Source organism: Streptomyces sp. NPDC059743, from assembly GCF_042732975.1.
Lineage (GTDB): Bacteria > Actinomycetota > Actinomycetes > Streptomycetales > Streptomycetaceae > Streptomyces.
The window spans coordinates 42,771-57,691 of the sequence record NZ_JBHWGS010000007.1 but is presented as its reverse complement, the minus strand read 5'-3'; the positions used below and the strand labels follow the sequence as shown (position 1 = coordinate 57,691).

Below are 14,921 nucleotides of genomic sequence, written 5' to 3'. Positions count from 1 at the left end.
GGGCGCTCTCCTCTCAGCAGTTCGGACGGGTCGTGTTCCTTCACTGGCGAAGGGGATTGGCGATGGTGACATAGACGGACTGGGTGTCCACAGGCCCGACCAGCTCGTCAAGACCGTGCAGCCGGGTGAGCAGATTGGCCTTGCAGCGCAGCGTGGCGGGTTCCAGAAGCCGACCGGGCAGGGACGAGCCGAGCCCTTCGGCTCCGGCGAGGAACTGGCGGAGGGCGGCGATCAGGACGCGCTCGTCGGCGAGCCCCTGTGCGCCGAACGCGCCGATCAGACCGAGGACATTGTTGATGCCGAGGTAGTAGACGAAGCGCTCGTCGGTGACCTCGTCGGAGACGAAGGTGTCGCTGACCGAGCCGATGCCGGGAAGGCGTCGTTCCAGGGAGCGGCGGTGGGATTCACGGAAGTAGTAGCCCTGGTTGTCGCGGTAACGGCCGCCGATGGGCCAGCCGTCGGAGTCGAGGAGCACCAGGGTGTTCTGCTGGTGGGCCTCCAGGGCAATGCCCGCCGTGCCGTCGAGCCAGAGCACCGGGCGTACGACCTGGTCGAGATAGCGCAGAAACCACTCGGCGGACACGGCGGCGCGGGAACGGCCGGTGCGGGCGGCGAGGGCGAGGACGATCTCGGCCAGACGCGAATGGGTGCCGGTGCGGCCGGGATAGGGCCGAGGAGCGGTCAGTCCGGCGATACAGACGGCGTCGTCGCCCGGCGCGAACGGGTTGTGACGCACCATGACATCGAGTCCGCCGACCGCTTCACCGTCCGGAGTGTCGACGGCGAGCCAGGCCGGGTCACGGACGATGTCGAAGCCGGGATGCGCGGCCTGCCACTCCTTGGCGAGTCCGCTGCGGAGCAGCCGGTGCACCTCGACACCGCGGTGGAGCTCCTTGCGGAGGTTCTCACGGCGGGAGTTGGTGATACGCAGGCCCAGCGAGAGCTTGAGCATGGCGGGGACGCCGGACCGGTGGACCGTACGGATCGAGGAGGTGGGATGCCACGGAGCGCCCTGAGGCCCCAGATCGTGCAGAAGGCCCGCGTCGAGCAGTGCGGCGACGGCCGGGCGGTGCCTCAACTCGCGTGCCTGCCAGGGATGGAGAGGCAGCGGGACGGTGTGACCTGGCAGAGGAACGTCGCCGAGGAGTCGGGTGGTGAGCAGCTCGGCGGGCACGATACGGCCCTGCTCGGTCCAGGCCGAGTCGGTGGCCAGTACGGACCGGTCGACGGCCATCCAGTGGAGCGGGAAGGAGCCGCGCAACTCGGGTGAGTAGAGCCGGGCTTCGGCCTCGGAGAGTCCGTCCCGGCTCTTGGGCGTGGGGTGCAGAGGATGGCCGAGGATCAGTGACTGCTCGCCGGTGAGGAAGAGGTCGGCGCCGGCTCCCGCGCCCGGGCGGCGGCGCCGGTCGGCGAGGAATTCAGCCGTGTGGCCGAGGGAGTTGGCGACGCGGCCGACCAGATCGGCTCCCTGGTAGCGGCCCGACTCACGGCCGAGGAGCGCGGCGACGGTGACGGCTTCGGCGGCAGGCGCGTCCTGAGGAGCGTTCTCCAGGAAGGGCATGCCGAAGCGGTGCCAGCCGGTGGCCGACCAGTACCGGACGGGCACGAGAAGGGCGGTGCCGCTGGCTTCGAGCGGGATCCGCAGCACGGAGCCCTCAGGGCGCGGCAGATCGGTCTCCCGGACCCAGCAGCGCAGCAGATTCTCGGTGGCCGCCGCGTCGGCCGCCTTCTGCGGGTCGGGATGGTCGAGCTGGTCGGTCGCCGCCGTGGGACCGGCGAACGGTCGGGCCGCGGTGAGGAGTTGCTCGTCGAAGCCGCCCTCCTGCTGCCGTGGCACGGTCGGGGATCCGACGGTGCCGGCGGCCCGGGCCGGATCGTGTCCTCGTTCGTGCCCTCGGTCATGGCTCACGGAGTGGGCGGTGGAACGGCCGTCGGCCTCGGGCACATCGGGTGAGGGAGTGGGGTTCACGCGGGCTTCCTTGAGGGTGTCCGGGGTCAGTGGGACAGACCGGCTTCGCTCCGGCGGAGCGCGGCTCGCTCCGCGGCGGCCAGGGCATCGGCGAAGCGGTCGACAACCGCACCGGCCTGTTCATCGGTGAGCGTGAGAGGAGGCAGGAGACGTACGACGGCGGACCGGCGTCCGCCGAGTCCGACGATGAGACCGCGGCTCAGGCACTCCCGCTGGACGGCGGCGGCCAGGTCCTGTCCGGTCGGTCTTCGTGGATCAGCCCGGGGCGTCCGGTGCGGTGCATCGCAAGGCGGAGGATTGCCCGTGTACTGGATGTACTCGGGCAACTCCGACAACGCGGCGAGGTGCCGTGCCGGGCGTTCCGGGCCCACGAAGACCGGCCGGACAGGGCCTGGTTCGGGGGCAGGTGGCGCGGGGTCACCGGCCGCCGGGGCGACGAGTTCCACACCGATCATGAGACCACGGCCGCGTACGTCTCCGACACAGTGGTGGCTCGCGGCGAGCCCCTGGAGCCGGCCCAGCATGCGCGCGCCAAGGAGGGCGGCACGATCGGCGAGCTTGTTGCGCCGTACGTACGCGAGGGTGGCCGCGCCCGCCGCCATCGCGAGCTGATTGCCGCGGAAGGTGTCCGTACGGTCTCCGGGCGGCCTGCTTTCGAGGTCCGAGTCGTACACGATCGCGGCCAGTGGAAGGGAGCCGCCGATCGCTTTGGAGAGCACCATCACATCGGGGACGATCCCACTGTGCTCCACCGCCCAGAAGGTGCCGGTCCGCCCTACTCCGGTCTCTATCTCGTCGGCGATGAGCGGAATGGACCGGTCCGCGGTCAGCGCGCGCATCCTGCGCAGCCAGGTGTCGGGCGCGGGAATCACTCCGCCCTCACCCTGGACCGGTTCGAGGATCATTCCGGCGAAGGGCGGCACTCCGCCGTCGAGGTCGTCGGGATCGGCGTCGGCGTCGGCGAGGAGGTTCTCGGTCCAGCGGGCGGCGAGTTCGGCGCCGCGTTCGCCGCCGACACCGAAGGGACAGCGGTAGTCGTACGGATAGGGCAGCCGCGTCACCCGTACGTCCTGGGCAGCGCCGGAGGCGGCGAGGGCGCCGGCCGTCGTCCCGTGGTGCGCGCCGGTGAAGGCGAGCAGACCGTCACGGCCGGTGGCGGTACGGACGAGCTCGACGGCAGCCTCCACGGCGTCGGTGGCCGCGGGACCGCAGAACCGCACCCGTGCGTTCTCGGCGAACCGCCGTGGCAGCGTGGCGAACAGCTCGGTGGTGAAGGCGTCCTGCACGGGCGTGGCGAGATCGGGGACATGCAGCGGCGCGCCGGAGTCGAGAACCTTTCTGATCGCCTCCAGGACGACCGGATGGTTGTGTCCGAGAGCCAGCGCGCCCGCGCCGGAGAGACAGTCCAGATACCGCCGCCCGTCCGCCGCTTCGATCGTCAGCCCTCGCGCGCGCACCGGTACGACGGGCAGCGATCTCGCATAGGTGCGGGCCGCCGATTCACGAAGGGACTGGCGCCGGAGAATACCCTCGTGCACGACGGTGGGCGCCGCCGGAGCGGGTTCGGTCACGGCCACGGCGTTCGGTCCTCCCGCTGTCACGGTCCGGTCGCATGTCAGTACGGCGCCCGCCCGCCGAATGTTCGACGGTGAACGCCTGCCGGGTCCCCCGTACCTACCAACGACGCGGGAAGCCGCGGATCACGGGCTGCCGAAAGATCCTTACGACCTCATGGAACCGGAGCCCTGCCGTGCGCCGTCACCATCGGCACCGGCATAGTGGAGGGTCTTGCCCCGGCCTCAACACCGCGCCCGGGGTTCGTCGTTCGCTTTCCGTACGAACTGTTCCGAACTGTTCCGAAGTCCCAGGGGGATCACGCCATGCGACCCATTCGCCCGACGCTCGCCGCACGCCGTGGAAGGAGCACACGGCGCGGATTCTCCCCCGCCCTGGCCGCGGCCTCGATCGCGGTGGCGCTCGCGCTGACGGCCACCGCCTGCGGCACGGGCGAGGAGAATGCCGCCGCCCAGCCGGGTGACTCCGGCGGTCTGTCGTCCGACGGCAAGATCACGATTCCCGACGATCTCAAGGACCGGCTCAAGGAGCACGGGATCGATCTGGACAAGTGGCGCGGCGGCGAGTGGAAGAACTGGGACAAGGACAAGTGGCTCCGTGAGGCCAGGGACTTCGTCAATCCGATCATCGAGGACCTCTGGGATCCGGACCGTATGCGGGACGCGGAGCAGCCGCCCGAGCGGCCCGTCGAGGAGCAGGACATCTCCGGCGACGAGGGAGTCACCGACCCGACTCCGCAGCCGGTCACCGCGCAGCCGGTGAGCACGCCGTACGGGGACAACGTGCCCGAGGCGGGCAAGCTGTTCTTCGACGGGCCCGAAGGTTCGATGGTCTGCTCGGCGACCGTGGTCCAGGACCCGGCCCACCCCGGCCAGTCCAATATGGTCTGGACGGCGGGCCACTGTGTGCACGCGGGCAAGTCCGGCGGCTGGTACCGCAACCTCGCCTTCGTCCCGTCGTACAACAACGACGGCCTGTCGACGGCCGAACTGGAGAGCGCCGGCGAGGAGAAGGTGGCACCGCACGGAGTGTGGTGGGCCGACTGGGCGCAGACCTCCGAGCAGTGGATAGCCCAGGGCGCCTCGACCGGCGGTCAGGGCGCTCCGTACGACTTCGCGGTGATCCATGTCACGCCGGAGAAGGGCAGTGACGGCAAGTCGCTGGAGGAGACGGTCGGTTCGGCGCTGCCGGTGGACTTCAACGCTCCGGCCACGCCGAACATCGCGAGCATGACGGCGACCGGTTATCCGGCGGCGCCGCCGTTCGACGGCCAGAAGCTCTTCCAGTGCGAGGACAAGCCGGGCCGGCTGTCGCTGAACGCGGAGGATCCGACGATGTACCGCGTCGGCTGCACCATGACGGGCGGCTCGTCCGGCGGCGGCTGGGTCGCGGCCGGCCAGGACGGCAAGCCCGCGCTGGTCTCCAACACCTCCATAGGCCCGGTCACTGCGGGCTGGCTGGCAGGACCGCGCCTCGGCGATGTCGCCAAGGGCATCTACGACGGAGTCAGCGAGAAGTTCGCAGGTCAGTGACGGCCGCGGGCCGGTGGTCATCCGGCCGATGATCATGACGGAGGCCCGTCTCCCTCTGAGCAAGAGGGAGACGGGCCTCCGTCGTATCTACGCCACCGCGTCGGTTCTACGCCACGTCGGCATCCGTACGGTCAGCGGGCGACCGGCACATAGGGAGCGAGCGCCGCGGCCAGCTCCTCATGGACACGCGCCTTGAGCACCGTGCCCTCCGGAGAGTGCTCCTCGGAGAGCACCTCGCCCTCGGCGTGCACCCGCGAGACCAGCCCGCCCTGGGTGTACGGCAGAAGCACCTCGACCTCCACCTCGGGCCTGGGCAGTTCGGCGTCGATCAGCGCGAGCAGCTCAGCGATTCCCGCGCCCGTGCGGGCCGAGACGGCGATCGCGTGCCGCTCCGTACGCAGCAGCCGCTGGAGGACCAGCGGATCGGCGGCATCGGCCTTGTTGATCACCACGACCTCGCGTACATTCACCGCGCCCACATCGCGGATCACCTCGCGCACGGCGGCCAGCTGCTCCTCCGGCACGGGATGCGAGCCGTCCACCACATGCAGGATCAGGTCGGAGTCGCCGACCTCCTCCATCGTGGAACGGAAGGCCTCGACGAGGTGGTGCGGCAGATGCCGGACGAATCCGACCGTGTCGGCCAAGGTGTAGATCCGGCCGCCCGGTGTCTCGGCCCGGCGCACGGTCGGGTCCAGTGTGGCGAACAGCGCGTTCTCCACGAGCACGCCCGCGCCGGTGAGCCGGTTGAGCAGGGAGGACTTGCCCGCGTTGGTGTATCCGGCGATCGCGACCGACGGCACCCTGTTGCGCCGTCGCTCCTGGCGCTTGATCTCACGGCCGGTCTTCATCTCCGCGATCTCCCGGCGCATTTTCGCCATCTTCTCGCGGATCCGTCGCCGGTCCGTCTCGATCTTGGTCTCACCGGGGCCTCGGGTGGCCATACCGCCACTGCCGCCGCCGCCCATCTGCCGGGACAGCGACTGGCCCCAGCCGCGCAGCCTCGGCAGCATGTACTGCATCTGGGCGAGCGCGACCTGTGCCTTGCCCTCCCGGGACTTGGCGTGCTGGGCAAAGATGTCCAGGATCAGGGCCGTACGGTCGACAACCTTGACCTTGACGACATCTTCGAGATGGATGAGCTGGCCGGGGCTCAGCTCACCGTCGCACACGACGGTGTCCGCGCCGCTGTCCAGCACCAGGTCCCGCAGCTCCTGGGCCTTGCCGGAGCCGATGTAGGTGGCCGGATCGGGCTTGTCACGGCGCTGGATCACACCGTCCAGCACCAGCGCGCCCGCCGTCTCGGCGAGGGCCGCGAGCTCCGCGAGGGAGTTCTCGGCATCCTGCACGGTCCCGGAGGTCCATACACCGACCAGTACGACGCGCTCCAGACGGAGCTGTCGGTACTCGACCTCGGTGACGTCCTCCAGCTCGGTGGAGAGGCCCGCCACTCGCCGCAGCGCCGCGCGGTCGGAGCGGTCGAACTGGTCGCCGTCCCGCTCTCCGTCGATCTCGTGGCTCCAGGCGACGTCCTCTTCCATCAGGGCATCGGCTCGAAGGCTGTCCGTGCGGAGGTCCGCGGAATCCCGCGCGTCCTGGGAAGGGGATGAAGAGGAGGTCATTGGATCCTTACGTCGAATGAGAGTCCGTTACAGCAGTCACAACGCGTGACGAACCGGAATGATTCCCGGCCGCGCCGCCGACATGTCGATGGTGACACGGTTCCGCCCGGCCGTCACCCGGGTTTCACGCTCCGTCGCCGGACGGTGCCATGAGGAACGGCGCGGTAACGGATCCCGGGCGGTGCCGCGAGTCCCAGGCGGTGTCACCGGGCGTGGTCTGCCTCGCGGTCTGCTCGGGGACTGCGGACGAGGTGGGGCCCGTCACTCCGGGCGACGGCCGCTGAGCCTTGGGCGGCTCGCTCCGCCAGTCCGGGTGGCCCGGCATCGGCGGAGTCTTCCGCCCGTACAGCCACGCCGTGAAGAAGGCCGACAGATCACGTCCCGCGATCCGCGACGCCAGCGAGACGAAGTCCTCGGTGGTCGCCGTCCCGTCCTGGTGGATCCGTACCCAGTCGCGCTCCAGCCGCCCGAAGGCGCTCCCGCCGATCTCCTGCCGCAGCGCGTAGAGCACCAGGGCGCTGCCGTCGTACACCACCGGCCGGAAGAGGCTGATCTGCTGCCCTGGTGTCGGAGGCTCGGGCGCGGCGGGAGGGCCGCCGGCCGCGCGCCAGGTGTCGGAGCGGAGATACGCGTTCCGCATCCGCGACTCCAGCGACTTCTTGGCGAACTCCTGCGCGTACCGCGCCTCGTACCAGGTGGCGTGCCCTTCGTTGAGCCAGAGATCCGACCAGGTTCGCGGCGAGACGCTGTTGCCGAACCACTGGTGGGCCAGCTCATGGACCATCACCGCGTCGACGTACCACCCCGGGTACTCGGGACGTGTGAACAGCGAGCGTTCGAAGAGCGTGAGCGTCTGTGTCTCCAACTCGAAGCCCGTGTCGGCGCCCGCGATCAGCACGCCGTACGTCTCGAACGGATACGGCCCCACCTGCTGCTCCATCCAGCGGAGTTGGGCCGGTGTCTTCTTCAGCCAGGGCTCCAGCTTCTCGCGGTCGGCGGCCGGCACCACATCCCGTACGGGCAGTCCGTGCGGCCCTTCGCGGTGGACGACGGCCGAGTCGCCGATCGAGACCTGCGCCAGTTCCGTGGCCATGGGATGACGGGTGCGATAGGTCCAGGTCCTGGTCGCGCCCTGGCGGGATGTCGCCTCGGGCAGCCCGTTGGCCACCGCCGTCAGCCGCGCGGGAGCGGTGATACGGAAGGTGAAGTAGGCCTTGTCCGCAGGATGGTCGTTGCTGGGAAAGACACGGCGCGCGGCATCGGCCTGGTTGGCCATCGCCAGTCCGTCGGTGGTACGGACCCAGCCGCCCTCCTTGCCGTCCGTGTCACTGGTGTGATGAACGGTGATCCGCATACGCGCGTCCTCGTCGACGGCCTCGTCCGGTGTGATCACCAGATCCTCACCGGCCGTCGTGAACTCGGCGGGCGCGCCATTGACCTCGACCGAGCGGACCGTGCCCTGGGTGAAGTCGAGATTGATCCGCCTCAGCCGCTGCGTCGTGAGCGCGCTGATTCTGGTGATGGCGTCCAGGGGCTTGGTGTTGTCACCGTGATAGGTGAAGTCGAGGTCGTAGTTCAGTACGTCGTAACCGGGATTGCCGAGGTACGGGAAGAGCGGATCGCCGATACCGAGCGGCTCGGGCGGGGGCAGCGTCGCGGCGACAAGAGTGGCCGAGGCGGCGGCCAGCAGGGCGGCGCGCAGTCGGCGGGAGGTGAACGGCATGGACCACGGCTATCAGCGCCCGACGGACCCGCACCGACGGCGCGCTCCGTACCCACCCGAAAGGGGCAGGTCAGAGCGGTGCAGCCCGCCGGATGCCGGTCTGTCACACGGTTGACGTTCGCGCTGTGCCGCCCTACCGGCCTCTTCTGCTCTGCCCGCCGCCGCTGCTCATGCCACCGCCCTTCACGGCACCGCCCTTCACGCCGCCCTTCACGCCGTCGCCGGATGCTGGGCCCGGCTGACGTCGTACACGCCCGGTACATCGCGCATCGCCCGCATCAGACCGGGCAGTCCCGCCGCGTCGGGCAGTCCCAGCGTGTATGTGTGCCGTACGCGCTGCTCGCTGGGCGGCTCCACGGTGGCCGAGACGATCGCGGCGCCCGCCGTGGCGATGGTCTCCGTGAGATCGGCGAGCAGCCGGGGACGCCCGAAGGACTCCACGTACAGCGTGACCTGGCACTCCGACGCGTCGCCCCAGCTCACCGTGACCGGCTCGCGGTCCAGCGCGCGCATCCGCTCCACCGCCCGGCACTCCTGCCGATGGACCCGGACGACACCGCCGCGGACCGGGAACCCGGTGACGGCGTCGGGCGGTACGGGCGTACAGCAGCCGGCCAGCCGTACGGTCGCTCCCGGCAGATCCACCACGGCGTTGGCGGCGCCGCGCCGGTCCGCGGTGAGCGCGTGGGACGCCCGGGGCGCGGCGTCGGGCGTCCCCACCGCCTCGGGATGCGCCGCCAGCCAGCCGGTGATCGCGATCCTGGCCGCGGCCGTACGGGCATGGTCGAGCCACTCCGGCGAAGGTCCCGAGGCCGCGTCCCGGTCCAGCAGGAGCTGCACCGTGTCGCCGTCGCTCAGCACCGTACTCAGCGGCGCGAGACGGCCGTTGACGCGCGCTCCGAGACAGCCGTGCGCGGCCTCGCCGTACTGCGCGTACGCGGCGTCCACACAGGTCGCTCCGGCCGGCAGCCCGAGCAGCCCGCCCTCGGCGCGGAAGACGGTGATCTCCCGGTCCTGCGCCAGATCCGCGCGGAGCGTCGTCCAGAACGTGTCCGGATCGGGCGCCGCCTGCTGCCACTCCAGCAGCCGGGAGAGCCAGCCGGGCCTGGTCGGATCGGCGCGCTCGCCGTCGTACGGTTCCGCGCCGGCCGTCGGTCCGGCGCCGTCCGCGGCCTCCGCGCCGTCGACCGACGCGTAGGGATTGCCGAGAGCGACGACTCCGGCCTCGGCGACCTTGTGCATCTGATGTGTACGGATGAGGACTTCGGCGACCGCTCCGTCCGGGCCCGCGACGGCCGTGTGGAGCGACTGGTACAGATTGAACTTGGGCGCGGCGATGAAGTCCTTGAACTCGGAGATCACCGGAGTGAAGCAGGTGTGCAACTCGCCCAGGACCGCGTAGCAGTCGGCGTCCTCACCGACCAGCACCAGCAGTCGGCCGAAGTCCGTGCCGCGCAACTCGCCGCGTTTGAGCCGGGACCGGTGTACGGAGACGAAGTGCCTTGGCCGTACGAGCACTTCGGCGGTGATGTCCGCCTCGCGCAGCACCCGTCTGACGTCCTCGGAGATGGCCGCGAGGGCGTCGCCCGCGGTGGCGTTGTCCGCGATCAGGGCCCGGGTGTGGGCGTACTCCTCGGGATGCAGGATCGCGAAGACCAGATCCTCCAGCTCGGTCTTGAGCGCCTGGACGCCCAGGCGTTCGGCGAGCGGGATGAGGACATCACGGGTGACCTTGGCGATACGGGCCTGCTTCTCCGGACGCATCACACCAAGAGTGCGCATATTGTGCAGCCGGTCGGCCAGTTTGATCGACATCACCCTGACATCGTTGCCGGTGGCGACGAGCATCTTGCGGAAGGTCTCGGGCTCGGCGGCGGCGCCGTAGTCGACCTTCTCCAGCTTGGTCACACCGTCGACCAGATAGCAGACCTCGTCGCCGAACTCCGCGCGTACCTGATCGAGCGTCACGTCCGTGTCCTCGACGGTGTCGTGGAGGAGCGAGGCGGTCAAGGTCGTGGTCTCGGCGCCCAGTTCGGCCAGGATCAGGGTCACGGCCAGAGGATGCGTGATGTACGGCTCGCCGCTCTTGCGGAACTGCCCGCGGTGCGAACTCTCCGCGAGGACATAGGCCTTGCGCAGTACGGAGAGGTCGGCGTCCGGATGGTGGGCGCGGTGCGCGTCCGCGACATGGCCCATCGCGTCCGGCAGCCGGTCCCTGGAAGCGGGCCCCAGTAACGCGGCCCTGCCGAGTCTGCGGAGGTCGATCCTGGGAAGGCCGCGTCTCCGACTGTGGGCACCAGGGTTGGTGGCCTCTGCACTCATGGGCACCTCCGGGCAGCTTCGACCGGCGGTACGAAGAACGGGCAACGCCCTCCGGGCCGGTGCTTGATGCTACCGAGCCCACCACGGGCAGCAGTCCCGCCCTAGGCGTGTCTGCCGGACACGGCCTGGCCCCGCGTGAGACGGATCACCCATTCGAGTGAAGCGCCGAGGAAGCTGGCGAAGCGCCGGGGAAACTCAGGACGCGCCCTGGGCCGACGCCGCCTCCAGCCAGGCCCGGTCGATCTGTCCTTCCGCGACGATCACGGCAGGGCCCGTCATCTCGATCCCGCCGTCCGGACGCTCCGTGATGACCAGCCGGCCGCCGGGCAGCTCCACGGTGTAGGTGACGGGAGCGCCGGTCACCGAGGGATCGGCGCCGTCCCTGCGGGCCGCGGCGACGGCCACGGCGCACGCGCCCGTACCGCAGGAGCGGGTCTCGCCCGAGCCGCGCTCATGCACCCGCATCGCGACATGGCGCGGGCCTCGGGAGACGACGAACTCGACATTGACTCCGTCCGGGTAGACGGACGACGGGCTGACACGCGGCTCGGTGAGCAGATTCCCGGCGTGTGCGAGATCGTCGACGAACGCGACCGCGTGCGGATTACCCATGTTGACGTTACGGGCGGGCCAGGCGCGACCGCCGACGGCGACCGTGGCGCTGTCCTCGGGAAGCACGGCGCGCCCCATGTGGACCGTGATGTCGCCGTCGCCCGGATGCTCCACATGGGCGGAGCCCTGGGCCTTCGCGCTCTTGGCGAGATGGACCTTCTTCACTCCGCCGCGGGTGGCCACGGCCAGATCCCCGGCCGTCGCGTGACCGGCACGCTGGAGATAGCGGGCGAAGACCCGTACGCCATTCCCGCACATCTCGGCGACGGATCCGTCGGCATTGCGGTAGTCCATGAACCACTCGGCCTCGGCCGCCATCTCCAGCGCCTCGGGATGCGCGGCGGACCGTACGACATGCAGCAGCCCGTCGCCGCCGATACCGGCCCTGCGGTCGCAGAGGGCGGCCACCGCGCGCGGAGACAGGTCGATGGTGTTGTCCGGGTCGGGGACGATCACGAAGTCGTTCTCGGTCCCATGGCCCTTGAGAAAGGCGAGGGACGCGGTCTGCGAGGTGCTCACGGGACCCATCGTACGAGCAGGGACCGACACCGGCCGCCACTCGACGGCCTCCCGGTCCTCCCGGCCTGCTGGGCGCGCGGCGCTCAACGCAGCCGGGCGACGCGCCAGACGGCGAGAGCGACCAGGGCGGCGCCCACGGTCACATACAGGGCGATGACCCGCCAGTCGGGACGTTCGCCGGAGGTACGGGTCGGCAGCCCGGGCCAGGTGTGGCCGACCTTGCGGGCGGCCATCATGCCCCAGCCCGCCGCGCAGCAACTGATCAGGAGTCCCAGCATGGCGACGACCGCGCCGCCGTCCCCGGTGCCGAAGGCGAGAGGGAAGGCGAACATCAGGGAACCGATCGCCGCGAGTCCCACGATCGGCGCGAGCTGCCAGATACGCAGCCGGCGCTGCGGGCGCAGCTCGACCTCGACCTCCGGGGTCGCGGTCTCCTCCTCCGGTCCGTCGGGACTCAGCCGTGGGGCGTCGTCCCGCGTGTCCGGTACCGCTGGTTCTCTGTCACGAGGGCCGGCCGCCATCGCCACGCGCCCTCCCCATTCGGACTCCACTGGCCGATCGATGCCCGATGGTCGATCGATGCTCGATGATGGCACGCCCGGAGGGACACCAAGGACGAGCGGAGCGTCCCGATGCCATCACGTGATCAGGCTGTGACCGCTCGTTCGACCAACGCCAGCGCCCGGTGCGGCAGTTCCTCCCGCTGCTCCGTTCCGCCGCCCAGCCAGTGCACGCGTGAGTCGCGCCGGAACCATGAGTCCTGGCGGCGCGCGAAGCGTTTGGTGGCGCGTACGGTCTCGGCGCGCGCCTCGTCGTCGGTGCACTCCCCCGCGAGCGCCGCGAGCACCTGCTGATAGCCGAGCGCGCGTGAGGCCGTACGTCCCTGACGCAGTCCCCGGGTCTCCAGCGTGCGCACCTCGTCGACGAGTCCGGCCTCCCACATCCGGTCCACGCGCTGCGCGATCCGGGTGTCCAGCTCGGGCCGGGCGACATCGACGCCGATCTGGAGCGTGTCGTAGACCGCGTCATGGCCGGGCAGATTGGCGGTGAAGGGCTTGCCGGTGATCTCGATGACCTCCAGCGCCCGGACGATACGGCGGCCGTTGCTGGGCAGGATCGCGTGGCCGGCCTGGGGATCGGCGGCGGACAGCCGGGCGTGCAGGGCGCCGGAGCCGCGCAGGCTCAGCTCCGTCTCCAGCCTGGCGCGCACCTCGGGATCGGTGCCCGGGAAGTCGAGGGCGTCGATGGCGCCCCGTACGTACAGCCCCGAGCCGCCCACCAGCACGGGCGTACGGCCCGCCGCCAGCAGCCGGTCGATCTCCGCCCTGGCGAGCTTCTGGTACTCGGCGACACTGGCGGCCTCGGTGACATCCCAGATGTCCAGGAGATGGTGCGGGATACCGGCGCGTTCCTCGGCCGTCAGCTTGGCCGTCCCGATGTCCATTCCGCAGTAGAGCTGCATGGAGTCGGCATTGACGACCTCACCGTCGAGTTGCCGGGCGAGATGGACGCCCAGATCGGACTTGCCGGCCGCGGTGGGACCGACGACGGCGATGACCCGCGGTGCGGTAGCTACGCTTCTCACCGACCCAGTCTTGCAAACTCGCAGGCCCGTACCCGAACGAGTTATGTGACGGCACCCGCTCCGGGCAGCGCGGAATTCCATCTCCACGCGTATCATAAAGAAAACATATGGGTGTTTTTTCACGGTTTCGACGGAAGTCATCGGCCGCGTCCGTGACGTCAACCGACGAGGCGGAGGCCGCCACCGGACGGCCGACCTCGCGACGGCACCCGCACATAGTCTGTTGTCTCCTCCGAGGGAAGGTGGGCCATGGGCTTCATGGATTCGTTGAAGGCCAAGATCGCTCCGGCCAGGGACAAGGTCTCCGACTTCGCGCAGCAGCACGGAGGCAAGATCGAGTCCGGGTTGGACAAGGCCGCCCGCACGGTCGATCAGAAGACCAAGGGCAAATACAGCGACAAGATCGATTCGGGGACGGGCAAGGCGAAGAACGCCCTGGGCCGGCTCGCCCACAAGGACGACGGCACCACTCCCCCGCCACCGCCCGCCTCCTGATCCTCGGCAACGGCTGTGGACGGCCGCGTGGCGCCTTCGAGCGCCGCGCGGCCGTCACGTACGTACGAGGCCGCCCGCCGGGCCCCTCGGCCTTCGGCCCTTCGGACCAGCTCTAGGACCAGGTCGCGACGAGATATCCGACGCCGTACGGCGCGGCGTCGTACAGCAGCTCACCGCGCAGATCCGCTCCCTCGGCCGCGCCCGCGAGCAGCTGCCACGGCGCACGTCCCGCCGCCTTGAGGGCGGACGCCAGCTCCGCGTCCAGTGCCTTCAGCGCCGCCACATCGGCCGCCGCCAGAGCCCGTGCCACGTCCTCGTCGAATCCGGCCGCCCGCTTGTCCAGATAACCCGGCGCCTTCACCGAACGGCACGCACTGGCGTCGCCCATCACCAGCAGCGCCACCCGGTCGGACCGCGTCGCGATCTCCTCTCCGGCTTGAACACAGCGCTCGGCGGCGAGAGGTTCCCCGACACCGAGTCCCGAAACCGGCGAGGCCGACCAGCGGACACGGTCCAGCAGCCAGGCCGCGACCGAGAGCGAGGGCGGCAGCGGGCGCTCGGCTCGCTCCTCCGTGCCCGCGCCCGTGGCGCCCGTGCCCGTAGCGCCCGGGGCCGTTCCGCCGAGTACGACCTCGACGTCCACGCCGAAGCCTTGGAAGGAGCCGGCAGCGCCCTGCGGATATGGCCCACGGCCGTCCCGCTCGGCGGGCCCGACGACGATCAGCAGATCGGGCCGGGCGGCGGCCAGTACGCCGAGGGCGTCCGTGCACGCGGCGCGCAGCGCGTCCAGTTCGGGTGCCGCCGCCGCGGCCACGGCGGGCACGAGCAGCGGCGGACAGGGACAGACGGCAGCGGCGACCAGCATGATCGAACCCTAACGCGGGCGTGACCGCGCGTGACCACGTACGGCCCAGCCCGACGTACAGCCAGACCCAGGAGCCAGGCCCGGCATACAGCCGGCCCGCGC

General features: G+C 70.5%; 11 protein-coding genes. 2 read left to right on the top strand and 9 right to left on the bottom strand.

Translation table 11 applies throughout. The features are described 5' to 3' along the window. Positions 1 to 40: 40 nt before the first annotated feature. Together ACFV6H_RS14840 and ACFV6H_RS14835 are read right to left on the bottom strand one after the other, a co-directional pair. Positions 41 to 1,969, bottom strand: a complete 1,929-nt coding sequence (locus tag ACFV6H_RS14840) for an IucA/IucC family protein (protein ID WP_385541693.1) — start codon at positions 1,967 to 1,969, stop codon at positions 41 to 43. A gap of 26 nt (positions 1,970 to 1,995) precedes the next feature. Further along, positions 1,996 to 3,546: an aminotransferase class III-fold pyridoxal phosphate-dependent enzyme gene (locus tag ACFV6H_RS14835; RefSeq protein WP_385541691.1), complete on the bottom strand. Its 1,551-nt coding sequence runs from the start codon at positions 3,544 to 3,546 to the stop codon at positions 1,996 to 1,998. 303 nt (positions 3,547 to 3,849) lie between these two features. Between ACFV6H_RS14835 and ACFV6H_RS14830 the strand changes: the two genes are divergently transcribed. Further along, entirely contained in the window at positions 3,850 to 5,076 is a 1,227-nt protein-coding gene (locus tag ACFV6H_RS14830; protein ID WP_385541689.1) for a trypsin-like serine peptidase, read from the top strand. A gap of 131 nt (positions 5,077 to 5,207) precedes the next feature. Here the strand turns inward: ACFV6H_RS14830 and hflX are convergent, their stop codons facing one another. The 6 genes from hflX to miaA form a co-directional block, all read right to left on the bottom strand. Then, complete coding sequence (hflX, locus tag ACFV6H_RS14825) at positions 5,208 to 6,698, bottom strand: GTPase HflX (RefSeq protein ID WP_385541687.1); 1,491 nt, start codon at positions 6,696 to 6,698, stop codon at positions 5,208 to 5,210. Between the two features lie 124 nt (positions 6,699 to 6,822). Beyond that, entirely contained in the window at positions 6,823 to 8,421 is a 1,599-nt protein-coding gene (locus ACFV6H_RS14820) for a M1 family metallopeptidase (RefSeq protein WP_385541685.1), read from the bottom strand. A 210-nt stretch (positions 8,422 to 8,631) separates the two neighbouring features. Further along, positions 8,632 to 10,743: a RelA/SpoT family protein gene (locus tag ACFV6H_RS14815; protein ID WP_385541683.1), complete on the bottom strand. Its 2,112-nt coding sequence runs from the start codon at positions 10,741 to 10,743 to the stop codon at positions 8,632 to 8,634. Between the two features lie 195 nt (positions 10,744 to 10,938). Further along, the gene (dapF, locus tag ACFV6H_RS14810) at positions 10,939 to 11,883 is read right to left on the bottom strand and encodes a diaminopimelate epimerase (RefSeq protein WP_385541681.1); all 945 of its coding nucleotides are present in this window, start codon (positions 11,881 to 11,883) and stop codon (positions 10,939 to 10,941) included. A gap of 74 nt (positions 11,884 to 11,957) precedes the next feature. Further along, entirely contained in the window at positions 11,958 to 12,395 is a 438-nt protein-coding gene (locus tag ACFV6H_RS14805) for a hypothetical protein (protein WP_066953317.1), read from the bottom strand. Positions 12,396 to 12,520: 125 nt separating this feature from the next. Then, the gene (gene miaA, locus ACFV6H_RS14800) at positions 12,521 to 13,459 is read right to left on the bottom strand and encodes a tRNA (adenosine(37)-N6)-dimethylallyltransferase MiaA (protein ID WP_384790308.1); all 939 of its coding nucleotides are present in this window, start codon (positions 13,457 to 13,459) and stop codon (positions 12,521 to 12,523) included. A 249-nt stretch (positions 13,460 to 13,708) separates the two neighbouring features. Between miaA and ACFV6H_RS14795 the strand changes: the two genes are divergently transcribed. Then, positions 13,709 to 13,954, top strand: coding sequence for an antitoxin (locus ACFV6H_RS14795; RefSeq protein WP_384790305.1), 246 nt, complete (start codon positions 13,709 to 13,711; stop codon positions 13,952 to 13,954). Positions 13,955 to 14,066: 112 nt separating this feature from the next. Here the strand turns inward: ACFV6H_RS14795 and ACFV6H_RS14790 are convergent, their stop codons facing one another. Continuing rightward, the gene (locus ACFV6H_RS14790) at positions 14,067 to 14,819 is read right to left on the bottom strand and encodes a class III extradiol dioxygenase subunit B-like domain-containing protein (RefSeq protein ID WP_385541678.1); all 753 of its coding nucleotides are present in this window, start codon (positions 14,817 to 14,819) and stop codon (positions 14,067 to 14,069) included. Positions 14,820 to 14,921: the final 102 nt, after the last annotated feature.